Here is a 24,839-nt window from a genome sequence, read left to right as displayed (position 1 = left end):
TCGACTTCTGACTCGAACCGTACAATGATCCCTGACAGATCTATCCCTGTGTTCATCAAATCGAGGGCAAACACCCTCCTGTCTCTGGTCTTTACTCTCGTACTAGGTGGGACAGCCTATACAGGATTCGTGACTGGTCGATATGAATCAGTCCTATTCAGCCTAGTGGCGATCGCGATTGTCATCATCCCAGCTATAATAGCTCGCGACCCGACAGTGACGCCTCCATGGTACTTTCTGCTTTTAATCTGCCTTCCCATTCTCTGGGACGTCAGGACTGTTTCCTCCCTTCGACTAGGAGTCGTCCCCAGTCTCTCTCTCGCCACCCTCGGCCTTCTGTTGATGGTCGAAATCCATTACCTGACGACGCTCCGACTGGCCCCGTGGTTCACCATCGTACTCACCGGTGTTTTCACACTCGCGATGGCGGCTGTCCTCAATATCGTCCGCTGGATCTCCGATGTTATGTTCGGGACGACGTTTCTGCTCAACGGGCGCACGCAGGACGCGATCAATACGGCGGTGATGGTCGAGTTTGTTGCCGCTGCTATCACCGGAGTCATCGCTGGCGGCATCTTCTATCTACACTTTCGACGGTCGTCAGTTTCGACTGATAATCAATTGCGGGTTGACCCACCGACACCCGGAACAGAGATAAACGCTCAATCACACGTCCTGAGCGACAGGTTAGGTATCTCACCACAGCGGCAACGACAAGCCGTCCGCATCATGCAAGTAGGGTTAGCGCTAGTGTTTGGATGCGCACTCTGGACAGTCCAAGTCCCGCTCATAATAAATTCGGGGGTTGCACTGGTCATTACCTTTGTCCCGGCAGTGATAGAACGGGACTACGGTATCCCAATCGAACCCGCACTCGCTCTTTGGCTAACTGGCGCAGTTTTCCTCCACGTTCTCGGGACCGTCGGGCTCTACAGCTTGATACCGGCATGGGATTCACTTACTCATACACTTTCGGCGACAGTCGTTGCCGCAGCAGGGTACACGTTCCTCAGGACGATCCACCTCCACGCCTCATCGATTCACTTCCCTCCTTGGGCGATGTTCGTGTTCACTCTCATGGTCGTCCTCGCGACCGGCGTAGTTTGGGAGATACTCGAGTTTGCCCTCGATCGAAGTGCGCTCCTCCTTGAGGTTGACCCTGTTCTCGCGCAACACGGAATTGACGACACGATTATCGACTTGATCTTTAATGGGATTGGTTCGATACTCGTCGCAATGTGGGGTACGGTGTATCTCACAACAGTTTCAAAGCGTCTCGCTAGTCAGCTCGCACATTGACTTCCTCCCGCGCCTAAAGTCCGGGAATCATTGTGGCGTAGCTTTTTGATGAACACTCATATAGATCCATTCGCAGGAAAGAGCGACGACACTTCCAACAAAGACCAGTAATCTGAAATTATATCCACTCTTTATATCCCATATTCTGCTCAAAATAAGCGTCAGTTAGGTCCAGAAGTGGTTCAATATCTACGAAATCTGGAAGTTCGTTGAGAGTGTGTATAGCTCCTCTAAAATGCCTTGCGCCGTACTGGCAGAGTTCGGATTCGTCGTACCGCAAATATTCAATAGCTGGCACAGACTTGTGATCGTTCAATTCAAGAATGTTAAATGCGTAATGTGCAGAGCTAAGCGCTCGGCCCAAGTTAGCGAACTCGTCAGCAAGGGCAGTGTTGTCTCCTGTAAGCTTGGCTCCAACAGTTGTTGCGCCTTCACCTAATGTGCCAACGATCTCATCAAGAAATGTATACGTATCGATTGGTTGAGTTCGTGTAGTGTTGAATGAATCTATCAAAGATTTTGATGTCCCAATGATAGCCTCGAGAGCTTTTTCAAATTGCTGATTATCCGCCTGTAAAAAGACTGTGTAAGCCGAGGAGTTGAGATAATCTCCCGCCAGCAGGGTTTTCACTGGGTCCCTAGTGAGAGAGTTGCGTTGACTCACGTGGAGTTGGTTGAACAGTTCACTTCGCAGTTGACAGTATCCGTGGAGTAACTCAGTTGCGGCCGATGCCGACAATACTACATCAGTAATCGGTTGATCAGCAATTGTAGCATAAGAAAGAGCCACCAATTGTCCGTACCATCGATCTGGACACGAGTCAACAGCTGAGTTAGCTAGACCCACCGACTCGTCATCAACGCTTCCTAACGCAACTTCAAGACGTTCGTCGATTGTGTTTCGCCGCTCGTCGATAGTTGATAGTGTAGTCATTTTGATCAAATCTCACCAACGTATTTAGCAGTATATTGCCGACAGAAATGATCGTCTGGTTGATGATTGTGATGGATCATCCTAATAGTTCTAACCAATGGCTTATCGTCCATTTTGGAGGATAGCAGATTGACTGTAATGTCAATATATAAACTTTGTGCTTTAGCTACTGTAGCTTACGATTTGGCATATACTATGTTACTATGACGGCTAGAACTGTAATGTCAAGCTTCTTGGGGCCCGGACAGAGATACGTCCCTAGCTCCTAGGCTTTCGTCCAGCGAGATATCTTACTTCTTTTGTACATCAGAGATGTCTTTTGAAAAACCACTAGTTTAAATACTGAATAGATATTCAGTAACAGGTAGGCAATGTCAGAAACAGCCACAACAGACCAGACAAATACACGTCAGTACCTCATACTTGGGACAATTAGTACAATCATTTCTGTCGTTCTAATCCCAATAGCAGGGCTTGTCTCAATTTACAGCAGCTATAAAATCCATGGCAAAACACGAAAGTTGTACACTTACCTGATGGGTGGCATTGGTGCCGCCTCAGTCTTAATCTGGATTGCGTACCTGATGACCTTGTGAACTAGGCTACCTTACGCATTTACCGAAGTAATAAGGAGAAAGCCTCACGCTTCAGCGGGGGAGGATGTCAAAACGGGCTCCACGGTCGGGGGAGTCTCCTAATCCGACATTCGAAACACGGCAAAAAGGATCTGTTGACTCTTGGTCTGCTGGTACGGTTGCTAAAAGACGTTGATGGACTCTGATCGGTACATAATCTTCAGGGACCAGAAGTTTCAGGTAAGAACCGATCTGAAGAAGAGGACTTCAACAGAGCCAACAGAGTCCAATTCGCAGAACAATCAAAAGGAACAGGCCGTTTGAAACAACATGTACATCTAATGAGTTTCGAAAACTACGGCGACGACATGGATCCCGGAAAACGGGACATCATGGAAGCTACCCACATCGCCGTCAAGAAACACGGCTACAGCGACCTCACTATCCAGCACATCGCCGATGAATTTGACCGTAGTAAAGCCCTTATTTACTACCACTACGACGGTCGAGATGATCTTCTCGTTGATTTCCTCAAATACATTCTCGGTGGATTTCTTGCGACCCTCCCCGAAGAAGGATCGTCACCTCGCGAGGAACTTGACGATCTTATCGAACTTCTCCTCCCAACGACGGTCAACGAAGAGCCCTATCGACTGATGTTGTCGATGTTCGAACTTCGAATGAATGCACCCCACGATGAGGCAGTTCGTGAGCAATACCTAGAAGTCGAAGAGAGGGTAAGGATGGCTCTCGAGGACATTCTTCGTCGTGGTATCGAATCCAACGAGTTTGTCGACATCAACGTTGAGGTGGAAGCAGAAACACTCCTCTCACTTCTTATCGGAATTCGTGCCCGACGCCTCACAGTGTACAACCCAGAGCAGTCGATTGAGCCATTGAAAGCCACAATCGATGCTTACCTCGACCGTATTTCAACGGCAGTCGAATAAAAACGACGTGACTGGTTTTTTGTCATCAGTTGAGCTCATCAGAGTCCACAAGTCCCGTTTGTCACCCCGGAATCAGGTGGATAGTGCTTGGGGACTGTCAGAGAGCGAGACGAGGTGGTAGCTCTTCAAGCGGGTTGTCAGAAATCTGTTCTCGGAGGGAGGTGAGACACTGCCGATCGGTAGCAGACACCGCATTCAGGATGGTCCGAACCTCTGTGCGCGATACCTTCACAGTCTCCGGAGCAAATGCGGCTCCGGGGTTTGTCCGGAGCTCTCGAAGAGTCCCAACAGCTAGAAGATATGGAACTGCCCATGCGACGACGGTGTTTCCGTTACCCAAGGGCATTTGTTCGATGTAGGATTGAGCAGCGTCGAGGTGCTGATTAGCCAACTCAAGGACTCGTGAAAGCACCGATGTAGCTTCCTCCCGGTAGTCCGTATGAATGATTTGATCTTGTGGAATTCCTTCAGCTGCTAGCCACTCACTTGGGAGGTACACGTTGTTTTCGGTTACGTAGTCCTCGTGGACGTCTTTTGCAATGTTCACCAATTGTAGGAGCCGGCCGAAATGTTCGGCATTCCTTCGCAGGGCCTCCTCGCGGGAAGTCGTGAGTGGTTGCTTTGCGAGGAGGTTCGTGATTAGTGCCCCAACAGTACCGGCGACGTAGTGACAGTAGCTTCGGAGTTCAGTATGCGTTTGGATTCGAATACCCGACTCGTCCGCGTATCGCCCGGTGAACCGAATCATCCCCGTGATCATTTCACGGATAGGAGGTCGCATTGCCTCCTGTGTCTCCTGTGAGAACTGTTCGAAGGCGGCCACAACGGTCTCCGTGTTTCCAACAAGCTCCCAGTCTGCTACAGAAGACCGATTTGGCATGTACTGTCGGGCCTGACGGGTGAACACTTCGCTCGACGCTGGTGATTCAGGGTCGAGGCTCGCGGAGTAGGTCCTCAAGAGCCTTTGTTGAGTCTCCGCCGAGATGTGGGTTGAATCCTCAATCGTATCCGGAATTCGACAAAGCAGGTAACCAACGCAGATCTGGTCGGCCAACGGTGGCTCGAGTGCATCGATGGTGAGAGCGAATGTGCGCGATACGTCTTGGACGGCGTCGTGGCAATAGGCAAGTGGAGGCTCAGACGGGGCTGATTGATGTCGCGTCATATGTTTGAATTGGTAGTCGCTCAGCTGTTTGAACTCGTCTATGTGAATAAACAGTTAATATATAAATATACCGTCTTCTCTTGGAAACAGAATAGCGACGAGGACAGAGATTTTAGGAGTTTACTGGAAATACCAAAAGCTACTTGACTATATATTCAGTATAAGTAGATGATGTACGACTATGAGAACTCTGTCGCACTCGTGACTGGCGCCGGTTCCGGTATCGGCCGCGTAACTGCCAACCGATTTGCCACTGAAGGAGCTACAGTCGTCGTTGCCGATATCGACACGGAGGCTGGTCAAGAGACTACTGAACAAATCAAAGAAGATAATGGCAATGCAACCTTCATCGAGGTCGACACCAGCCGCAGTGAGTCAATTGAGGCTCTCGTCGATGCCACGCTCAACAAACACGGGAGACTCGACTACGCTGTCAACAACGCTGCGATTGGAAACACGCCAGCCCCAGTCTCAGAAATCAATGAGGAAGAGTGGGACCGCATCCTCGATGTCAATCAGACTGGCGTCTGGGCCGGTATGAAATACGAACTCCCCGCATTAGAGGACACCGGCGGCGGGGCCATCGTCAACGTCTCCTCAAAGGCTGGACTCCGTGGGAGCCCCGGGCGGGCACCGTATGCCGCCAGCAAACACGGCGTAGTCGGTCTAACACGGACAGCAGCCTTAGAAACCGCTACAGATGACGTTCGCGTCAATGCAGTCTGTCCAACAATTGTAGAGACGCCAGCCTTGGAGTCGATGTCTGAAGCAGAACGCAGTTCGATTACCGAAGAAGTTCCGATGAAGCGGGCTGCGTCTCCAGAGGAGGTTGCCAACGTCATCGTTTGGCTGTGCTCCGATGAAGCGTCGTACATTACCGGGCAGTCACTCCCGGTTGATGGCGGCGAAACTCAAAAATAACGCAGATAGTTACGGTTCCACAGCTAGTCGCGTGAAATATGACGTGAGTTGTGGTAGACGGCGACGGCTTCGAGCTAGTATTGAGCTGTCTCAAGCGCAGTATTGCTGAACGCTCTTGTGGCGGAGATTGTTGATCCGGTTCTCCTCAGGAGAGTTAGAACAGAAGACAGGGGTCTAACTGCCTAACAAGCACCTTCCACCCTCGCTTAATCAAATACAGAATCGCAAGACAGCTCTACACCAACAATGTGCTACACATGAGCGTTCTGCTAATTATCGGGTAACTGGTTGTCGTGTTTGACCAGTTTTCTGAAAGAGAGCCAGCCGCTCTGGAGGGCCCTCCAGACCTCCAGAGAGCTGTTCTCTTTGTCCCACTTGACGTTGGGCCGCGATCCAAGAGAATCACAGCGAGGGAGATGGCGTCGGAGTGGGGTTGCTGGTGTAACCAGCACCCTAACTAAATAATTAGTCAATATAAAACTACCGGAACTTGACAACGCCTACCGGTGGAGCAGGCCGAATGACTCAAGACAGACTTCGAGTCGGGTCACAGTACTACTGCTGGCAACTACTGTTAGCACGAGGTGCTGTCAATACCGAATGAATGAATTCAGCTGTTAGTAACCCCCGTCGTCGTGAACAGCCCAGCAACGATCGTCTCGATCAGCGCATCTTCGATGGGCTCATAGTGTCGTCGGAGGCGACAGGCGCCTCGCGCGCCTGCGTGACGAAAAGCACGGACCGGAAAACGCCCCGTATTATGTCCGGATCGTTGATCCACACCGCCTCGCTTTCCACCCACTTGTCCGGCTGTGGGAGAACCCGCCCGTACGCTCCCGCCGATTCTGAGTAGTCGTCGATCAAGTCCCCCTCGGCGGTGGTGTCGTCCAGTTGTAACTCGATCCGCCGGATCTCGCCGTCAACAATTAGCTCCCGAATCAGAGGGTTCGACCGCACCTCTCAAGGACGTGTTGGATGAAGTTGTGAATCTCTCCGCCGCCGAGACGCGATAGGTAACTGATCTTATCCACTACGACGGCGTCGACGCCGTCCGCCGCGATTTCCGAGCAAAGTGTCTGGCTCTTTTCGGCTTCGTCGGTCGCCATACCCGATATGATGTCGACAAACTCTACGATCTCAGCGTCGGGGTACTCCCGCTCGGCGAAGTCTCAGAGTTCGTGGAGTTGACGGCTGGCGTCTTGGTCGCTCGTTGAGACGCGACTGTATATCGCGACAGTGTCCATACTTCTCGTTATCCACTGTCGAATATATAAGAGAAGCACCTTTTTGGAAATTGAGAGAAGGACTACCTTTTCGACACAATTGAGATTATGTATAGTAGAGTATACGTCCCCTCTCGTTGGCTGAACTGAACTAAAATCTCTTCTTGAACCTAGACGAGATTCGTTGTGCGAGCGCGCTCGCGCAACTCATCAGAGAGAAACGCTCTTTTGATCCGGTCAACAACTCCTGAATCTAGTGGTTAGTAACTCACAGCAGCTACCGGGTTTCTCTGACAGGTAGCCCTACCAGAATTCAGATCAGGAGACAGCGCTGGCGTGAGGCGTTAAATTACAATGGATGCCGGTTTCTCAGAGTTAGAGTTGACATCGAACACACGACACCCAACACGAGAGACAGAGACTGCTCACAGAATTAACTGTACTGTCAAGCCGCATCGGAAGCTAGTTGTGACCCGTTTCTTTCAGGAATTTATTAAGTGTTAATTCTTGAATAATTATCAGGATGGCGTCATCTGATATGTTGTCGAATCCGTGGTACCATCATCGAATTCGTATACAAGGGTGATTGTAAGCTGTTCCCCACTCATATTTATATTATCGTTTTGATAGTAAGGGAATCCCCCACCACCCTCCTCATAAAACTCATACATGCTAAGTTCAAGTTGTTGCCCAGACTGAATTCTAGATAGTGTATCAGAATTTATATCCCCATCCGTTCCCGGCGATATTGTTACTTGATCATCAATCGCGAGCGCCTCATTATCAGTAAATCGTCCAGGACTGGTGGTCCACTCTGAATACTGAATGCTCCCAGAACTATTTTCAGTCCAAATTTCGACTTCGTCAGCATAGGGATCACGGTTGCCGGTAAAATCGTTGGGCACGGCGTCATCTAGTTCATTGATGTCAGGGTTATCTGGATCGATTGTCATGCTCGTTATCGTGACTGGCTGCTCATACTGATTCGTGACCGAAAATTCTACCCCACCACTTCTGTCTGGACTAGGGTCATCATTTCCATCTACCGCGATAGCATCATCATTGTATACTAGTCCCATGGGCGACTCATCATCGGAATCATCCCCGCCGTCGCCACCGCCACCACCAAGACGTGCATTATCATTCTGACTTGGCTCTTCAGGTGCTTCTTGTACGCCGACCGTATCTACGGTCAGGTTGGTAGCGGTTGTCTCAAGTGTTAGGTTATATACATCATCTCCATTTTCATCGTCCGTGATACTGTAGATGTCGCTTGAGATGTCAGTACCATTCCAGTACTCTTTATCACTCACCCGCGTCGGAATTGTGACATTGAGATTACCCTCGGGAAGATCGCCAGTGATGCTCTCTGCTGGGCGGAGTTCAACTGTAACTCGACCGGTCCCGCTTCGCCGAAACTCGTTCTGGAGAGCTGTAATTTGTACCTTCCCGTCATTAACGAGATCCTGATCTTCGATCACCGCGATACCACCCCCCTGTTGACGAGCGTCAAGGTAGAGTACAGACGCATCGTACCACGTTGGGGACTGATCGATCTCGTTGTAGCCCGGCCGGTACTCGATGAACCGTGNCCCCCCTGTTGACGAGCGTCAAGGTAGAGTACAGACGCATCGTACCACGTTGGGGACTGATCGATCTCGTTGTAGCCCGGCCGGTACTCGATGAACCGTGTGGGGATAGTCTCGATCACCGTACCGTTTGACTCGTACGCAATTGTGATCGGATACGACTCCGTCGTCCGGATTGTTCCTGCTGGCGGTGGTGGATTTATTGTGAATACACGGGTTGGGTAGCTAGTACCTAACTGAACCGTCTGGTACTGCGGCTGGTCGATACTCCCAGCTTGTAGAATACCTGCTCTGAGCTCAACAAGATCGTTGCGGACCTCCCCGGAGTGTTGGAACTCCATTTCCGCATTTTGTTGTGGAACGATCTCCACTTGGTACAGGGAGAGCGCAAGGATCAGGAAGCCAAACAAAATAACGACCCCGATTACTGTCGAAACAGCACGATTGTCGTCTATTACGGGTGTGCCAAGTGGGTGGTCACTCATTGTGGATTCACCTGTACACGCTGTGTATCTTCTGCCGACGGCCAAATGGCTAGTCGAATATCTGCAGGACTTGGGACGATATAGAGGAGCCAGTACGCAATCATGAGATGGTGAAGATAGTATGGGTCAGCGGTTTTAATCTGCTGCCAAATACCGGTTTGGGTAGCGATGACAGCAGCCACGCTGCCGACAAATATAGGGGCAAGTGCAATCATCCGAAGTGTGGCTTTTGCCGGCACTTTCTCAAAATCAAGGCGAAGTCGGAGGGGGACCCATGAGGTCTGCTCAATTGAAATCGGGCAGGCAATCCGAGCGACTGCTAGGTGGGTGAGTTCGTGGAGTCCTATCGCAAGAACCGGGAAGCAGATAGCGAGAAAGATTGCTTGAACTCCAGCCATACTAAGTTACTATTTGCTAAGCATTTAAATCTGGTACTGAGATTTAACGTCCATGATAATCGGCTACAGTGCCACGTTCCGGGTTTGCGGCCCATATCCTCACATGTGGCTCGGCTGTCCAAGATATGTGGCGGCTGGGGCAAGTACGCCAGCATCAATAGAGAGATTGGGTCTTTTGAGACGCACCTGATAACGTGGACTAGGACTGTAACCGCCTCTGCACAGCGTGTCGTGTCCCCGCAGAAGCCCAATGTCCATCCCGCATCAGTTCCGGCACCGACACAGCGACGGCCACCACTACAGGCTGAGTTGCCTCGGACGGAACCCCCCAAAATCAACGTGGTGACCAGTTGGGCGCACAGGGAGATCATTCATTTTTAGCTAAAGACGGATGACCCGTTACTCTTCGACGTCAAGTTCGAACTGTTCGTTCTCAGTGACCGCGTTTAGTACGACATTCGTGTTCGACTCCCGGATATCCGCATCGGTGAGGAGGGATTTGATCTGATCGTTCATTTCATCGGTGTCGGTGAATTTCCCGACTGCGATGATGTCCGCGTCGCCCGTGACTTCATAGACGCTTACCATCTGCTCTTCCTGTCGAAGTTTATCAGTAATCTCCGGGAGTGCGTGCCCCTCAACCTTGAGCTGAAGGACGGCCGTTACGTCATAACCCAGCTTGTTGTAATCGACGATTGGTGTGTATCCTCGCACTGCGCCTTCGTCCTCAAGATCACGAAGATGATTAGAGACAGTCGTTACAGAAACGTCGAGTTCCTCTCCCAGACTTCGGAGGCTGTCGCGACCGTCTCCGAGCAGAGCGTTCACCAGTTCGCCATCAAGATTTTCATACGTCATATCATTCACCCATGTTTTGTAGGTTTATAATATAACGCACGTCCACCATATTGAGACGAAATCTGTCCTGGTTTCGATAATGCGGTTTTAGTTAGGCAGCGTGATCGATGTACTCAGATTCCCATTCAGCCCGCGCTTTGATCTCTCTGGTCCCTCGACGAGTGGTGGTGTACTCGTTGGTCCGTCGATCACGTTGACTTTTTTCAACGAGTCCCTTCTCGACAAGTGTGTCGAGATTCGGATAGAGCCGACCGTGATGGATCTCTTTTTCGTAGTAGTCTTCGAGTTCCTCCTTGATCGCGAGCCCGTGTGGATCCTCAAGCCCGGCAATAACATACAGGAGGTCGCGCTGAAAGCCAGTGAGATCGTACATTGTTCGTGCTTCGAGTTATATTCATGAAATACTATCGATTTCTGGCATATCGGAAGTAACGAACCATCTGGTGGGTGACTATTGCGTTTGGTATAGGCGTGAACTGCGCGATAAGAGAGAGAAGAGTCCAATAGACAACAGACGAATCAACTCGTCACGAGCGTGGTGGAATCCGAATTTCGTCACCAACCTCATACAGATAGCCCTTCAGGAGTAACTGTTCGATAATATCGCGTGCGTCGGCAGGCTTGATTCCTTGATCTTCGAGGTAGATGATCGCCGTCTCACGGGTAAGCGAGTCGGTATCGCCCATCTCCTCGAGATACACCTCAAGATGATCGAGAACATCTTCTTCAGCTGGCGCGATGGGCCGCCGCGAATTCGCCATTGTCAGCACCTTTGAAACGCAGGTAGTAGGGTATTGGGGTCATCGTCAGACCTCCCTCCCCACACAGATTTTCCAGTGTTCTCACCAGATTTCACTATTCATGGACCCCCCACACCGGTTTTCCAGTGTTCTCACCAGATTTCACTATTCATGGACCTCCCACACCGGTTTTCCAGTGTTCTTCGAATCTTTATCTGTCCTCCTCGTGTAGTGACACGTGGACTATTCACATGGCTTTGTTGAAATCCTCAAAAGATGATAGGTTCTCTCCTCCCCGTGGTCGATGTAGAGAATTAACAGAATGAGACCTCAATTATCAGCTGCGGTGATATCTATCTGCCGATCACCAATATACAAGCCGTTCTCTACACCCAGTATCTCTACCGCGATCTGGATATTCTGTGGATTGGGCTTCTGACATTCAAGGCCTGATGTCATAGAACCACTACTCTGGCCTAATCCATTTTACTAGGGGTGACACAATCACGTACATGACATAAAGAAGCACGGCGGATGCTAGGGCAAAGGATATCTGCTGGAACCACCGAACAGGTTCAATTCCAAGACTGTTTAGTAGTATAAATGCTAGTAATGTTACGGTTACAAGGAATCTTTGTCTCTCTGAAGCCATATCTGGTGTATGATAGTTCAATATAAATTCTTTTTGTTAGTATATTACTAATCTAAACTGAATTCCACTTGCTTTGATACAAATTCTTTAGCTATTATCTGGGATCTCTTCTATTGCACCCTCACTCCAAGAATCGGCCTCGAACGGAACCGAAATATCCACAGAACTAGCACCCTTCGAAATGCTGGTATTAAGAATCGGATCGAATTGTGATATATTCCCAACTGACCAGGTGTGTTCAAATAGAGTCTGAACGTTTGCGGGCCCATCGGCTTGGCGTTCAATATCTATCTCTGCAAAGCCAGTCTGTTCCAGTGGCCACCATGAGTTGGCTCCATCAGATTCTTGTGCGTGATCAAAAATTCGGAAGCCGATACCATTGTTGTAATCACCGATGAGTGGACCGTCAGAAACTTCAATATAGTCGATCTCCTTCCCACCGGGTAACTCATGGCCGTTCGTGTGGATCACAGTATCTCCGTAGATTTCATACTCATGGGTAACTTCATATTCGAGTGTTCCTGGATCGTATTTGAAGTGGCTATCATCCCATGCTAAAATAAGTCCATCTGTGGGTTCTGGTCCATCAATATCTGGATTGCGGCTCAAGTCCCAAGTCATAGCTAGGTGCCAAACACCATCTGTAGCTGTTTCGAACAGAATGGTATTAATACTGTTACTGTCTGGGTTTGTGAAGAAATCATCAGTCGACACATCTCCATCACCCTCTTTTGTCTCCCTCCCAGTGGGGTCCTCGGAAACTGGAGGAGATTGTTCGGTATGAAGGTGCGGAATACCAGCTTCATTTAGGACTGTGACAGCCTTAGTGGGTTGATACTGATGAATATAGGACTTGGCCTCTTCTCGAGCACTATCCTCCTCAGATGACGCTGAGACTGAGTTGATGCCCGTAATAGCCGCAATAGTACCAACACCAAGTGTTTGAAGAACGTTCCTTCTGTTGACTCTGTCCAACTCGTTTCGGGAATCAGGTTTTTCACTCATCCCAGTTTGCTAAACTGTGGTAATTCACTTATACCTTTCTCCAAAGATTTTATACTAAATAAACAAAAAGTGGATAAATATAGTACTACCTGAAGTAATAATCAACAAAAGAAAGAATATTCAGTTTCTGAGCGGATCTCTCAAAGCCTGACTGAGAACCCACAAATATGTAACGCCGTCTCCCTCATTCAAAAAAGTCGAAAAACGCGAACACACAGCCCGCTCCCCGTTCAGCTATCCTCCGTAGATACATTACCCAACGCCCCGAGACCATCCATATTGCTGGCTGTGAGGCTCTGTTGAAATCCTCAGAGAGTTACATGTTCGACCTGTAATTCGACGAGATGAAGTCCCTCCCGAAGTCGCAGATTCTCCGGTTTACTGAGAAGGCGATCCATCTGGCACGTCGAGCAGTCTCTCAGTACTCCTCGAAGTTCTCTAAACAACGCTATACACTCCCGCAACACGTTGTTCTGCTGTGTCTCAAAGTTCGGAAGAACACGACCTATCGTGGCCTGCTTGATGAATTAATCGAGATGCCACGCATTCGTCGAGTTCTTGGATTAGCTGAGCTTCCTACGCCATCAACGCTCTGTAAGGCGTTCAATCGGCTTGATATGGCTGTCTGGCGTGTCATATTGACTCTCTCAGCGACGCTACTTCCCACGAGTGGAATCGTTGGAGTCGATGCGTCAGGGTTCGACCGGAGTCACGCTTCAAAACACTACACGAAACGAGCTGAACTCACGATTCAGCAGCTCAAAGTGACGCTGTTGGTCGATGTAAAGGTGAACGCGATCATCGACCTACATGTGACAACAACACGAAAACATGACAGCCAGATCGCCCCATCTTTGATTAAGCGCAATCCCGAGGCCATCGATATTCTGCTCGGTGACAGAGGGTACGACGATCAGAAAATCAGGCGACTTGCCCGGCAACACGACATTCGGCCACTGATTAAGCACCGTGAGTTCACGCCACTCCACCGAGCATGGAACGCACGCTTAGACACTGATCTCTACGGCCAGCGGAGTCAATCCGAGAGTGTCAACTCAACACTCAAGCGGAAGTACGGTGCATTTGTCCGGTCACGATGCTGGTGGAAGCAGTTCCGTGAACTCATCATCGCCTGTCTCATTCATAACGTAGATCGATCACTCTGAGCGGTCAATATGCGTACTTTAGATAAAAAACCGCGTAAGTATTAGTGAAATATATTGTCGTTTTCCACGTCAAACAAGAGCGCCATAGATCCAAACCATTTTCATTGGGTAATACATTTCTCTATTTAACCGGCTGTTATATTCTCGCTTATGGATCAATTCCAAATTCTTCCGGGCAATTGTGTGGTACATGATGGCTATATCGAGATCGAAAGTAACAAAATCACTAGAGCTAAGCGTCTCCTGAAAAATAGCTATACACTACAAGTAATTCTGTCAGCAACAGCTTTCTACCTCATATTGTCTATTGTTTTTAACACTAGTATATTTATCAGAGAAGTCGCGGTAAATGGCTTAGTCAGCGGTGTACTTTTGGGAGTTTTATTATTATCAGGGAAATATATCTACAATAGGTATTTTGGAGTCTCTGACGAAACTAAAATTGAGCTTGGAACAATCCAACAGATCATCTTATCCAAACCAAATAAGATCGGTCACCCACATATGATCATACAGTATCAGGAAAATGACTCTGAAAAAATCCGAGTAGTTCAATTGATGCCGACGTGGTCTAAGAGTGAAACAGATACTCTATCAGATGTTGAGGATATATTAGTCCAAAATGGAATTGAATATGACTACCGTGAGAATCTTGAGTAACTTCTCGCTCAATCTTTTATTTCACTCCCTAAAAATAAGATACGGCATTTATTGAGTTGGCCTGTTGAAATCCCATCCTTCAGATACATTCTCGTCTGAAACAGCTGGTCGATGAGGACTGCTTGTTGACTGAATATGTCAGAACCAGTCCTTCTTCCTAAGATAGAGCATCGTAATTCCACAAACGAAACCGCTGCCAGTTCCTCTGATGACCGCACCAGTCAACTCACCGTCGAAGAGAACCGTTTGGATGGTACTAATGACTACGACCCAGGTAACGATGGTTGCGAAGAGGAATACCCACGGATTCTCCAAATCAAAACGGCGGACCTCGTTCATACTTCAATTACTGACTTCAATAGGAAATACGTTCCCTGTATTGAGTGATCCGTGGTTACCCTGTATTGACTGCAGAGGGAGCAGAACCTATCACCTTTTGAGGATTTCAACAGAGCCATTCACATGAAACTCGCATTGATCGGGGTTGGACAGGCGGGCGGGAAGGTGGTCGACGAGTTCTTGGCCTACGACGCACGGACGGGTGCGGATATTGTTCGTGGAGCGATCGCCGTCAACACGGCAAAAGCAGATCTTCAAGGCATGGATCACCTCTCGACGGACCGCCGGATCCTGATCGGACAGTCGCGAGTGAAGGGCCACGGTGTGGGCGCCGATAACGAACTGGGTGCAGAGGTTGCCGAAGAAGATATCGGCGAGATCCTCGGAGCGCTTGACTCGGTACCAATCCACGAGACCGACGCGTTCCTCGTTGTTGCAGGGCTCGGTGGCGGGACCGGATCAGGTGGGGCGCCCGTGATCGCCAAGAACCTCAAATGGATCTACACCGAACCCGTGTACGGGCTCGGAATTCTCCCCGGCAGCGATGAGGGTGGGATCTACACGCTGAACGCCGCCCGATCGCTCAAAACGTTCGTCGACGAGGTGGATAACCTCATGCTGTTCGACAACGACGCGTGGCGCAGCTCTGGCGAATCCGTTGAGGAAGGGTTCGACGCGATCAACGAGGAGCTCGTCCAGCGGTTCGGCGTGCTCTTCAGTGCGGGTGAAGTGGCCGAGGGAAGCGACGTCGCCGAGAGTGTCGTTGACTCCTCGGAGATCATCAACACGCTCAAAGGCGGCGGGATTTCCTCGCTCGGCTACGCTGACGTCGCGGTAGACGAACCAGAGCGGAAGAGCTTGCTCTCGCGGCTTCGCGGCGAGTCGGATGACGGGATCGACAGTACAGAGGCCACCAATCGGATCACGAGTCTCGTTCGGAAGGCGACGCTTGGCCGACTCACGCTACCGTGTGAGGTGAACGGTACCGAGCGGGCGCTACTTGTTGTCGCCGGCCCGCCAGCGTATCTCAACCGAAAGGGAATCGAGCACGGGCGCAAGTGGCTCGAAGAGCAGACCGGATCGATGGAGGTCCGCGGTGGTGACTACCCGCGCCGCGGAGAGGGGATCGTCGCAGCGCTCGTGCTGCTCGGCGGGGTGACGAATGTCCCACGGGTGAAAGAGCTTCAGCAAGTCGCGATCGAAGCACAGCAGAATATCGGTGAGATCACCGGCGAAAGCGAGGACAAGTTCTCGAAGCTGATGGATAGTGACGGGGAACTAGAGTCGCTATTTTGAGACTATAGTTGACTAGCTTCATTGCCTCCGCTGGGAGGTTCTCAAGTTCTTCCAAGAGCTTGTGCTATGAGGGGCACTCGCGAATCACGGTTAAGCCCCCCAAAGCAATACTTTCACTCCGCTCGCCCGAACTATAAGTCACAGAGCGCGTAATTTGAGGTGAGGGAGCAGAGCTGGCTCGACTGCGACGACCGGACCAGCTCCAAAACAGTGTCACACGCTCCCTCCCCCAAAAAGAGGAATGACCTCTAATAATCCCGAGACGGTCCGTGGCACCTGCTCGTTCTGCGGCGAGACAGTGACCGGTCGACAGGCGATCATCCACTATGAAACAGCTGGCGGTGAACCGGGCGTGTGGGCCGAATGCCCCGGCTGTGGCAAAATCGTCGATCCCACCAATGCTTAGTAAACAAATCATCCGGCAGATCGTCAGACCCGAGCCGTCGTCGACAACACTCTACGAATGCCGCCACTGTGGATACAGGGTAGAGAAAAGCGTCGACGAATGCCCACAGTGTGGCTCTCACGAGATTGCGGCCTACGATCTTGAGTGATCGCTGAAGAGTTCACAGTTGGTGGAGCGGAGTCACTACCTTATGTATCACCCGAGTGCTAAAGTGCCTCCAATTGTTACATAAGGTATGAAGCAGCCGTCACCACCGGCCTCGCTACCGAAGTATCTCGCGGAAGGACTCCCGAAACAGGATACAGAGACACTCCATGAGGTACAGAACTACATCGAGGCGCTGATCGGGTATCGCGACCAGTCGGTTGCCGCCGACGAACTTCCCGAGACCGCCGAGCCCGTCGACGAGTCCGACAATTCGGAGAAAGGAACCGTCGTCAAAGAGAAGGTCACCTGTGGCGACGACAGCTGCAAGTGCGCCAGCAGGAACCCCGCGGATATGCACGGGCCCTATCTCTATCGCTACTATCGTGAGAACGGGACGATGAAATCCGAGTACGTCGGCAAGCCGGAAAGTGAGTAGGGATGAGTGAGACGGTCGAGATGTCGGTGACTCCGGCCAACAGACGCTCGCCAGTACAACAACGCTACAGCGCTTGTGAATCGTTTTCGACGATGCTGGCAAACGCGACGTTCTCCTGGACTTGCTCGATCTCGACCGTCGGCTCATCACCGGGTTGTCCGTCGGGGACGATCACGACGTAGCCCCGCTCAACCTTCGCGATGCCATCGCCTTGATCACCAGTCGTCTCGATCGTCACGTCGCGGACCTCACCCTCATCCACAGGAGGACCGTCCGACGTCGGAGCTGCTTCCTGAACAGTCGATTGGTGTTGGTCTTGCTGGTTCGTACCGTCTGTTGGGGATTCTGATGCAAGGATGGCGATACGATACGTCTCGTCAGCGTCGAGCGCATCATGCTCGATTTCACTCGCCGGGATATTCACGACATATGACCCATCGCGTTCTTCGAGTTGAGCACTGAACAGAGAGCGAAGCGAATCAGAGATCTCGATCATCGAGTATCGTAGAGTAGCGAAGGCGGTGTACGTAAATCCCGCGTGTTACACCACCCGTTCTCGGCTATCCCTCACTTTGCGGGCAGAATGTTAAGTCACGTTCTGCGGGCAGAATGTTAAGTCACGTTCTGCGGGCAGAATGTTAAGTCACGTTCAGAATGTCGACTCAACTTCAGGAGATTTAGTCCTGATAAAACACTCAGAAAGAGATATATCTGCTCTGTTGAATAGCGGTGGTTATGTAGGCGGGCTAGATCTGAGCCACCCCGTGAGCAGTCGAGGAACATGATCTCAAGTCAGGTGTCGCCCCATCATAGCCCAGAGGGCGCTATTCAACACAGCAGATATATCTAATCTGGATTCTGGTCCTTACAGACCTGTTACTCATCGCTACCACCCTCCTCGAGAAGGAGCTTTTCGACCGTCTCAAACTTGTTAGTGCTGTAGATCGGGATTCCTGAAACGACAATTTCCCGGATGTCGTCGGTATACGTGGGAATCGCTTGGATCGCTTCAACGTCGATGTCGTAAGCATACCTGTTGCCGTCGAACTCGGCGTCTTCGAGGTCGCGACCAACAGCGTTCGCCTCCCGTTGGTTTGGGGCTCGTTCGTTCGTCGTGAGTACCCAGAGGTCGATGTCGCTGCGCCGATCGGCTTCGCCACGCGCCACGCTTCCGTACAGGACGATCCCGATGACACCGTTGAGACGGCCAGTGAGCTCGTCGACGGCGGCCTTCACGGGCTTGTGGTACTCTGGTTGCGGGATTCGGAGGAGCGGGTCGTCCGGCACAGCAAGTCGCTCTCGGTTGATCTGAACGAGCCGTTGATTGCCCTCGGGCGATTCAACCACTAATCCGTTCTCGACGAGGGTGTTGACCGCTCTCCGAACCGTCTGTTGGGAATGGTCAATCTGGTCAGCCACCTCGCGCTGTGAGAACTGTTTGAATCGGTGGTTCGTTAAAAATAGCAAGATGTCGTTCGTTGCCTTGCTTTTGAATAGATCCGCGTCTGTAACGGGTAATGGAACGGATATGGACACAACCTGTGTGGGGCTCGATTCCGTCTCATAGCTCATGTGCCATGTTACGGCTCACTACTATATGAACTTTATATAGAAATGCGGGCTGTACTTAAGTATAACCGGCTTGTTGAAATCATGTTCTTCGGACACAAACTATTCGGAAACAGCCGGTCACTGAAGAGTACATAGTGACCGCCGAGGGTTCCACCAGATTGGAATGGTGTTCTGAGAGTCGTGCGAGATACACCGCGGAGTTGGTCAGGAGAAAGCGACCTCGCTCGGGGAGTCCGGTCGGAAACCGCAGCAGCCAGATTGATGGGCGACTGGTGGCTACGGTTCGAACGATGCTTCGACTTCGTCAGCAATCGCTTGGAGATCTGACTTCCGGAAAGTAGAATCGTCGGCCGCCTCCATCGACTCAGCGATATCGACGTGCGAACGGATGAGCCGGCGCATTTGCGATGTTGATGGTCGCCCCGTGTCGTCGACATCGGTTCCAAGTAGCTCACAAATCGCTTGTAGCTCCTCCTTCGTGAACGACGCCTTGACCTCCCGTTCAAAACGACCTGTCGCTACTCGAATCGTGTTCCGAAGTTCCTGGACGGTAGGGCTCATGGCTCTCCACTCTCCTCCCATCTCCCTCAAAGTTCCTACTCAATTACGGTGAAACGGCTCTGTTGAAATCCTCAAAAGATGATAGGTTCTATCCCCCTGCAGTCAATACAGGGGAACTACTCTCCGATAGAACTGGTACTCACGCTTAAGTCCCAGCCAGAAGAATCACTGTTTGATGAAAACGGAACTTTTCGAATGCCCTGAATGCGGGGCAGAGGTAGAAGTACAAGTTGACCCTGAACCACCAAACGGTATCGCCGAATGTCCGGTGTGTGGAGGCGCGTTCGAGATATAGCGTCTTTCTCACCGACACATTCGCACGCTTCAGCTAACGGCTGTTTCAGGCAGAATCTGAAAAAGAGGATTTCAACAAAGCCTAACGAGACTAAGATTTATGATCGAGCACGATTGTGACCCACCACCGTTTCCGAAGCTTTCTGTAGGAAGATCGATCGACCTTAGCTAACAAATCAGAGCAAAGATATCGCGTTGTTGAGTAAGCATTCGCTCTCTTTCCGCGATCGTCGGAGGTCTGGGAGGACTTAGACCCTCCACTGTTTCCGAAGCTTTTCGGCAACGAGGTATGGTTCATCTCGCCTCGCAGAAAGCTGTGTTCAATAGTTGGAGATATCCGACTGAAGCAGATTGTTATCGTCGGCTGCCGACTGGATGACGAGCTCTTCGAAGCGAGTCGTTTCGAGAAGGATCTCAAGCACTGCTTTCAACGGGACATCAAGCTCGTATTCATGATACCGACCAGCTGAGATCCCCTCGTTCCGTTCATAGAGGTTGGTCAGTCCGAGTATGTTCATATCCAAGGGGTGGTCACGGACACGGCGTTTTACTCACGCTATCGACGTCGAGACGGCCGCAGATCTTCACGTATCGTTCGTAGAGATCACCGGACTGAACAGGAACTTCATCGAGCGCCTGGTGGTACGCAAGCCCACAGAGAACAGCATGCCCTTGGGTCGTGAGTTCTTGCATACCCTCGTAGAGTTGGTTCTTCAGTTACTGGTTCGTGTGTGATGACGATGTCGACAATATGATCGAGAGATATTGGTTGGGTCATACAGTGAATTCTCTCTGTCAACAAACGGAATGTCTACTGTAAACGGACAACAGGAGACGATATCGATAGCTCTCACACCCCATATTCGATATGAAATCGGAGATTGACGTAGTAGTAAGATAACTCTCACACACCGTCTTCGATATGAAATTGGTTCTTCCACTGAGAAAATTGCTCTAAATCTAATTTGTACGGTCTAATACGGCAGTATTCGTGTTTTGTTCAAGCATTTCATCTCGAAGAACCTGCTGCTATTCCTCACGATAAAATCTCATGGGCTGGCTCGCACACAGTGATTTTGTATTTCATTTCGATGATGGGGTGTGTGGATGAGGCCGATTTCCGGGCTAGATGGTTTCATATCGAGTGAGGGGTGCTCACTTCGAAGAAGATCTACCACGGCCAGGACTCCGGGGTGGGATTTCATTTCGAAGAAGGGGTGTCTGTCTTGGTGTCTGAGATTTCATATCGATGGAGGGGTCTTCATTTCGAAGTTGGTGTGTGATGATATGAAAGAGGCGGTGAATTCATTTCGACGGAGGGGTGTTCATATCGACGCTACCCCCTTCATTTCGACAAAGGTTATTAGGGGTTAGATCACAATGAACACTATGGAAGGCGACGAAACCGACTCGGGGCAACCAGATACCGAGTCTGGTGGGTCACAAGAGTCCGGAGCATCTGTCGTGGATAGCATCCTCGATGGCGATGTACAGACTGTTTTTGAAAACAAGGACCTTGTGGACTCGAGCACGATCGTCGATCAGGATCGGATCTACGGCCGGGACGAGCAACTTGCTGCCGAAGCTCGGGCGTTTCGGGACACTCTCGATGGTGAGCGACCGCCGGATCTACTTTTGTACGGTCCCAGTGGAACGGGCAAGACGCTGACGGTGAAAGCTGTCGCGAACAAAGTCAAAGAACGCGCTCAGGAGAGCGGTATTGAGTTCGACTTCGTGGCAGTCAATTTCAAAACGATGGAATCCCACACGCTCGACCGTGCTGTGTGGAAGCTAGGCCACCAGACGGCACGGAAAGCGGGCGTGGTTTGGGATGTCCCTCGGTCGGGTGTCTCGACCGATATGAAATACACCCGGCTCTATGAGATCGTCGACGATCACTTCGACTCGATCGTATTCATCCTCGACGAGATCGACGCGCTGACCGGCAGTACGGGCGCAGACGAACCGGCGTACTCTCGACTGCTCTATAGTTTGAGCCGAGTCATGTCGGAACAGCATGTTGATACGCAGCTGTCAACGGTGGTTGTCACTAACTACCCGAAGTTTCGCGAGAATCTGGACAGCCGGACTGACAGCTCCTACAATCCGAACGGAATACATTTCTCAGATTACGATGCCAACGAGCTCATCGAAATTCTCGAACGACGTCGAGATGCGTTTAAAGACGACGCCCTCGAAGACGGGGTCATCGAGATCGTGGCTGCGTACGGTGCTCAAAACGAAGGTGACGCACGTCGCGCGATCGATCTGCTCCGGGATGCTGGAGAGATCGCGAATCGGGCGGGCGACCCGGTGGTGACGCAGGACCACGTCAGATCGGCAAACGATTCTGTCGTGAAGAATCGGGTCCTCGAGATCGTTGGTGGGATGTCTGTCCAAAAGAAGCTGTCTCTGTACGCTGCCGCACTTGTCGCGAAAGAGAATGAGGGAGCGGCTCCGAGTCCTATGGTGTACGACATCTACAAAATTCTCTGTGAGGGAAGCGACATGGAGATATACACACAAGAAACAGTCAACAGCCACATCAACAAGGCCGGAACATACGGTGTTCTGGAAAGCGAACGGTCTAGTGGTGGATTCAAATCGGGTGTCCACTTGGTTTTCAAGTTCACCGAGCCCGTAGGGGCTGTTCTAGATACATTGGGCGAAGACGAGCGGCTTCAAGAGATTCCAGCGAAAGAACTTGGTGAGGTCGTGAAGAGGCGGTTGCGAGATTAGTAGTCCGGTCCGCACAGCCAATTCGCACTTTTCATCAACCAATTTTTCAGCCAAAATATATATGAAGAATAAGGTTCAAAAGAGCCAGTTGACCGAAGGAATCTACATGGAGGGAGAGCTGGCGATCGACGGAGGGGAAGTGGAAGATGTATCTAGAATAGGTAAGGGAGTAATCAGAGCCGGCACCATTGGAACAGCGAGAGTAGGAGACTAGCGGGTTCCGTAGTCACTGGTCCGCAGGTGACCTTGCTTTGGTTCATACACTTTGCCCTTCGTGCGGAGTTTCTCGATCTCAACTTCGGCTTTCCCGGGATCCATTCCGATCTCGCCTGCACGATCTAGCACATCATCGACGGGAGCGCCCTCCTCGTACTCCTGTTCAATATCTGCGATGAGGCTTGTGATGTTCTTGATCTGTTCGCGCTGACTCTCGGCAGAACCCGTCTCAACTACGTCAGCATCGAACTGCCCCGTGTCGGGATCAATGCCGATGTCTTTGAGACACGACTCGACAATCTCCGTCGCCCGCTCCGCATCCTCGCCCTCGACCGTCTCTGAGAGTCGTATTCGGGCGCTCGCTTCTGAGAGACGTACCAGTGCCTCCAATTTTCGGGCTGTAACTGGTACTGGGGCATCCTCGTCGGCTCCCTTCGAGCGAAGATCAACGTAGAACTCCGTGATGTGGTCTTTCGCTTCGTCTGTTAGCACTGGATGGAGATGACGAGCGGTTGCGATATGTTTCTGGATGATCTGAGTCTCTACCGGTGCATCAACGGACTCAGCTGGGTCAGGATCTGCACCCACCTCTCGTAATTCTCCCACCTGGTTGATGTCCAGTACGTGGTCCGCAGTGCGCTTATCTGTCTCCGGGTTGGGATTGTCGGTGACCGTGAATACGAGGTCAAAGAGCGTGAGTGACTGGTTATCCACGTCCAGTTGGTCCCCGATCGGCTCATATTGGTCGAACCTACCGTACTTGGGAGAGCCGGCGGCGAGTACTCCCACTCGAGTGTTGACGGATTCATGGATAGATGCCTTCGAAATCGTGATTTGCTGCTGTTCCATCGGCTCAGTGAGCGCACCCATCACGTCGTTGTCGAGGTCATCGAGGTTGTCAATTACTGCAAGGCCGCGGTCAGCGATCGGGAGTGCCCCCGCCTTCAACTCCCACGGACCATCCTGTCCACCTGTCCGAGCCGCAGCCGCCGTTACCCCTGCTCTCGACGTTTCGGCCCCGTTGCTATACGTCGACCGTGGAGAGACTCGTGCTGCAGAACGGAGAATCCGACTCAACCCGACCCCCGGATCACCTACTAATAGAATATGAGGGCTCTGTTGAAATCCTCAGAGAGTTACATGTTCACCATATAATCCGACGAGATGAAGCCCCTCCCGAAGTCGCAGATTCTCCGGTTTACTGAGAAGGCGATCCATCTGGCCCGCCGAGCAGTTTCTCGATACTCCTCGAAGTTCTCCAAACACCGCTATACACTCCCGCAGCACGTTGTTTTGCTCTGTCTCAAAGTGCGGAAGAACACGACCTACCGTGGCCTACTTGACGAAATGATCGAGATGCCACGCATCCGTCGTGTTCTCGGGCTAACCGAGCTTCCTACTGCTTCAACGCTGTGTAAGGCGTTCAACCGGCTTGATATGGCTGTGTGGCGTATCATTTTGACTCTCTCAGCGACGTTACTTCCGACAAGCGGAGTTGTTGGTGTTGATGCGTCGGGGTTCGACCGTAGTCACGCCTCGAAACACTACACGAAACGTGCTGAACTCACGATTCAGCAGCTCAAGGTGACGTTGCTGGTCGATGCAAAGGTGAACGCAATTCTCGATCTACACGTGACGACGACTCGAAAACACGATAGCCAGATCGCTCCGTCGTTGATCAAGCGCAACCCCGAGCGTATCAATATTCTCCTCGGAGACAAAGGCTACGACGATCAGAAAATCAGACGGCTCGCCCGGCAACACGAGGTTCGGCCACTGATTAAGCATCGTGAGTTCACATCACTTCACAAGGCATGGAACGCACGCTTAGACGCTGATCTCTACGGACAACGGAGTCAATCCGAGACTGTGAACTCAACACTCAAGCGAAAGTATGGTGCGTTTGTCCGGTCACGGCGGTGGTGGAAGCAGTTCCGTGAACTCACCATCGCCTGTCTCATTCATAATGTAGACCGATCACTCTGAGCGGTCAATACAGGTGAACCACGGATCGCTCAATACAATTGAAGTATGGATCGGTCAATACAGGAAACTCACAAATCGGTTAACACAAGTACGTTGGAAACGAAATATTATACAGTTTATCTGGTCCGATCAGTACAAAACGCTCTTGTGGCGGAGATTGTTGGTGAGTCATAGCGCAGTTTCGAGGATGGTTTTGAGTGCTTCTTTCCCCGGTTTTCGGAACACTT

27 protein-coding genes and 1 pseudogene are annotated in these 24,839 nt (G+C 51.0%); 11 read left to right on the top strand and 17 right to left on the bottom strand.

All coding sequences use genetic code 11. The annotated features are described in order from the left end of the window. Positions 1 to 24 precede the first annotated feature (24 nt). Entirely contained in the window at positions 25 to 1,299 is a 1,275-nt protein-coding gene (locus C472_RS15340; RefSeq protein WP_049906812.1) for a hypothetical protein, read from the top strand. Between the two features lie 118 nt (positions 1,300 to 1,417). Here the strand turns inward: C472_RS15340 and C472_RS17175 are convergent, their stop codons facing one another. After that, a complete protein-coding gene (locus C472_RS17175; protein ID WP_152420672.1) occupies positions 1,418 to 1,930 on the bottom strand; it encodes a hypothetical protein in 513 nt (170 codons plus the stop codon). Positions 1,931 to 3,149: 1,219 nt separating this feature from the next. Here C472_RS17175 and C472_RS15335 point away from each other — a divergent pair. Continuing rightward, positions 3,150 to 3,758 (top strand): TetR/AcrR family transcriptional regulator, encoded by a 609-nt coding sequence (locus tag C472_RS15335; protein ID WP_006630775.1) that lies wholly within the window; start codon positions 3,150 to 3,152, stop codon positions 3,756 to 3,758. Between the two features lie 97 nt (positions 3,759 to 3,855). On the opposite strand, the gene C472_RS16655 is transcribed toward C472_RS15335, so the two are convergent. Continuing rightward, a complete protein-coding gene (locus C472_RS16655; protein WP_006630774.1) occupies positions 3,856 to 4,923 on the bottom strand; it encodes a phytoene/squalene synthase family protein in 1,068 nt (355 codons plus the stop codon). Positions 4,924 to 5,091: 168 nt separating this feature from the next. Between C472_RS16655 and C472_RS16650 the strand changes: the two genes are divergently transcribed. Next, the gene (locus C472_RS16650; protein ID WP_006630773.1) at positions 5,092 to 5,844 is read left to right on the top strand and encodes an SDR family NAD(P)-dependent oxidoreductase; all 753 of its coding nucleotides are present in this window, start codon (positions 5,092 to 5,094) and stop codon (positions 5,842 to 5,844) included. Between the two features lie 663 nt (positions 5,845 to 6,507). Here the strand turns inward: C472_RS16650 and C472_RS15330 are convergent. The 9 genes from C472_RS15330 to C472_RS17155 form a co-directional block, all read right to left on the bottom strand. After that, positions 6,508 to 6,801: a hypothetical protein gene (locus C472_RS15330; protein ID WP_006630772.1), complete on the bottom strand. Its 294-nt coding sequence runs from the start codon at positions 6,799 to 6,801 to the stop codon at positions 6,508 to 6,510. Then, positions 6,783 to 6,950 (bottom strand): hypothetical protein, encoded by a 168-nt coding sequence (locus tag C472_RS17345; RefSeq protein ID WP_161612657.1) that lies wholly within the window; start codon positions 6,948 to 6,950, stop codon positions 6,783 to 6,785. The genes C472_RS15330 and C472_RS17345 overlap by 19 nt, the downstream gene beginning before the upstream one ends. A gap of 635 nt (positions 6,951 to 7,585) precedes the next feature. Next, positions 7,586 to 8,548, bottom strand: a complete 963-nt coding sequence (locus C472_RS17170) for a hypothetical protein (RefSeq protein ID WP_152420671.1) — start codon at positions 8,546 to 8,548, stop codon at positions 7,586 to 7,588. Between the two features lie 589 nt (positions 8,549 to 9,137). Continuing rightward, complete coding sequence (locus C472_RS17160; protein ID WP_152420669.1) at positions 9,138 to 9,539, bottom strand: hypothetical protein; 402 nt, start codon at positions 9,537 to 9,539, stop codon at positions 9,138 to 9,140. A gap of 399 nt (positions 9,540 to 9,938) precedes the next feature. Next, positions 9,939 to 10,397 carry an HTH-type transcriptional regulator Lrp gene (gene lrp, locus C472_RS15325; protein WP_006630771.1) on the bottom strand — a complete coding sequence of 153 codons (459 nt, stop codon included), beginning with the start codon at positions 10,395 to 10,397 and terminating at the stop codon, positions 9,939 to 9,941. Positions 10,398 to 10,488: 91 nt separating this feature from the next. Further along, positions 10,489 to 10,770, bottom strand: coding sequence for a helix-turn-helix transcriptional regulator (locus tag C472_RS15320; RefSeq protein ID WP_006630770.1), 282 nt, complete (start codon positions 10,768 to 10,770; stop codon positions 10,489 to 10,491). Positions 10,771 to 10,924: 154 nt separating this feature from the next. Continuing rightward, complete coding sequence (locus tag C472_RS15315) at positions 10,925 to 11,158, bottom strand: hypothetical protein (protein WP_049906810.1); 234 nt, start codon at positions 11,156 to 11,158, stop codon at positions 10,925 to 10,927. A 309-nt stretch (positions 11,159 to 11,467) separates the two neighbouring features. After that, positions 11,468 to 11,596: an HAD-IA family hydrolase gene (locus C472_RS18155; protein ID WP_152420668.1), complete on the bottom strand. Its 129-nt coding sequence runs from the start codon at positions 11,594 to 11,596 to the stop codon at positions 11,468 to 11,470. 280 nt (positions 11,597 to 11,876) lie between these two features. Further along, positions 11,877 to 12,794: a hypothetical protein gene (locus tag C472_RS17155; RefSeq protein WP_152420667.1), complete on the bottom strand. Its 918-nt coding sequence runs from the start codon at positions 12,792 to 12,794 to the stop codon at positions 11,877 to 11,879. A 344-nt stretch (positions 12,795 to 13,138) separates the two neighbouring features. Between C472_RS17155 and C472_RS16635 the strand changes: the two genes are divergently transcribed. Together C472_RS16635 and C472_RS17150 are read left to right on the top strand one after the other, a co-directional pair. After that, positions 13,139 to 13,960: an IS5 family transposase gene (locus C472_RS16635; protein ID WP_006630768.1), complete on the top strand. Its 822-nt coding sequence runs from the start codon at positions 13,139 to 13,141 to the stop codon at positions 13,958 to 13,960. A gap of 150 nt (positions 13,961 to 14,110) precedes the next feature. Next, positions 14,111 to 14,620 carry a hypothetical protein gene (locus C472_RS17150; RefSeq protein WP_152420666.1) on the top strand — a complete coding sequence of 170 codons (510 nt, stop codon included), beginning with the start codon at positions 14,111 to 14,113 and terminating at the stop codon, positions 14,618 to 14,620. Positions 14,621 to 14,758: 138 nt separating this feature from the next. Here C472_RS17150 and C472_RS15310 read toward each other — a convergent pair whose 3' ends face one another. Continuing rightward, complete coding sequence (locus C472_RS15310) at positions 14,759 to 14,959, bottom strand: hypothetical protein (RefSeq protein WP_006630767.1); 201 nt, start codon at positions 14,957 to 14,959, stop codon at positions 14,759 to 14,761. A 123-nt stretch (positions 14,960 to 15,082) separates the two neighbouring features. Here C472_RS15310 and C472_RS15305 point away from each other — a divergent pair, with 123 nt between their 5' ends. From C472_RS15305 to C472_RS15300, 4 genes are all read left to right on the top strand, one after another. Next, positions 15,083 to 16,255 (top strand): tubulin/FtsZ family protein, encoded by a 1,173-nt coding sequence (locus tag C472_RS15305; protein WP_006630766.1) that lies wholly within the window; start codon positions 15,083 to 15,085, stop codon positions 16,253 to 16,255. A 241-nt stretch (positions 16,256 to 16,496) separates the two neighbouring features. Further along, complete coding sequence (locus C472_RS18215) at positions 16,497 to 16,661, top strand: DUF7837 family putative zinc-binding protein (RefSeq protein WP_006630765.1); 165 nt, start codon at positions 16,497 to 16,499, stop codon at positions 16,659 to 16,661. Continuing rightward, positions 16,654 to 16,809 carry a DUF7129 domain-containing putative zinc-binding protein gene (locus tag C472_RS18210; protein ID WP_006630764.1) on the top strand — a complete coding sequence of 52 codons (156 nt, stop codon included), beginning with the start codon at positions 16,654 to 16,656 and terminating at the stop codon, positions 16,807 to 16,809. The genes C472_RS18215 and C472_RS18210 overlap by 8 nt, the downstream gene beginning before the upstream one ends. Before the next feature lie 87 nt (positions 16,810 to 16,896). Continuing rightward, positions 16,897 to 17,244: a DUF6788 family protein gene (locus C472_RS15300; RefSeq protein WP_006630763.1), complete on the top strand. Its 348-nt coding sequence runs from the start codon at positions 16,897 to 16,899 to the stop codon at positions 17,242 to 17,244. A gap of 64 nt (positions 17,245 to 17,308) precedes the next feature. On the opposite strand, the gene C472_RS15295 is transcribed toward C472_RS15300, so the two are convergent. The 4 genes and pseudogenes from C472_RS15295 to C472_RS18150 form a co-directional block, all read right to left on the bottom strand. Further along, entirely contained in the window at positions 17,309 to 17,740 is a 432-nt protein-coding gene (locus C472_RS15295) for a TRAM domain-containing protein (protein WP_049906808.1), read from the bottom strand. Between the two features lie 380 nt (positions 17,741 to 18,120). Then, on the bottom strand, positions 18,121 to 18,816 hold the full coding sequence (locus tag C472_RS15290; RefSeq protein ID WP_006630761.1) for a nucleotidyltransferase domain-containing protein: 696 nt from the start codon (positions 18,814 to 18,816) through the stop codon (positions 18,121 to 18,123). Positions 18,817 to 19,092: 276 nt separating this feature from the next. Further along, on the bottom strand, positions 19,093 to 19,377 hold the full coding sequence (locus C472_RS15285) for a hypothetical protein (RefSeq protein ID WP_049906807.1): 285 nt from the start codon (positions 19,375 to 19,377) through the stop codon (positions 19,093 to 19,095). Between the two features lie 614 nt (positions 19,378 to 19,991). After that, positions 19,992 to 20,385: pseudogene (locus tag C472_RS18150) on the bottom strand (cell division control protein Cdc6); the annotation flags it as partial. A 666-nt stretch (positions 20,386 to 21,051) separates the two neighbouring features. Between C472_RS18150 and C472_RS15270 the strand changes: the two are divergent. Beyond that, a complete protein-coding gene (locus C472_RS15270; RefSeq protein WP_394295126.1) occupies positions 21,052 to 22,410 on the top strand; it encodes a Cdc6/Cdc18 family protein in 1,359 nt (452 codons plus the stop codon). A 210-nt stretch (positions 22,411 to 22,620) separates the two neighbouring features. Here C472_RS15270 and C472_RS15265 read toward each other — a convergent pair whose 3' ends face one another. Next, positions 22,621 to 23,733 (bottom strand): ATP-binding protein, encoded by a 1,113-nt coding sequence (locus C472_RS15265; protein WP_082238294.1) that lies wholly within the window; start codon positions 23,731 to 23,733, stop codon positions 22,621 to 22,623. Between the two features lie 57 nt (positions 23,734 to 23,790). Between C472_RS15265 and C472_RS16630 the strand changes: the two genes are divergently transcribed. Next, positions 23,791 to 24,612 (top strand): IS5 family transposase, encoded by an 822-nt coding sequence (locus tag C472_RS16630; protein ID WP_006630756.1) that lies wholly within the window; start codon positions 23,791 to 23,793, stop codon positions 24,610 to 24,612. Positions 24,613 to 24,839 lie beyond the last annotated feature (227 nt).

The organism is Halorubrum tebenquichense DSM 14210 (assembly GCF_000337415.1).
Lineage (GTDB): Archaea > Halobacteriota > Halobacteria > Halobacteriales > Haloferacaceae > Halorubrum > Halorubrum tebenquichense.
The sequence above is the reverse complement of the archived record's forward strand: the minus strand, read 5'-3'. Positions and strand labels throughout refer to the sequence as shown.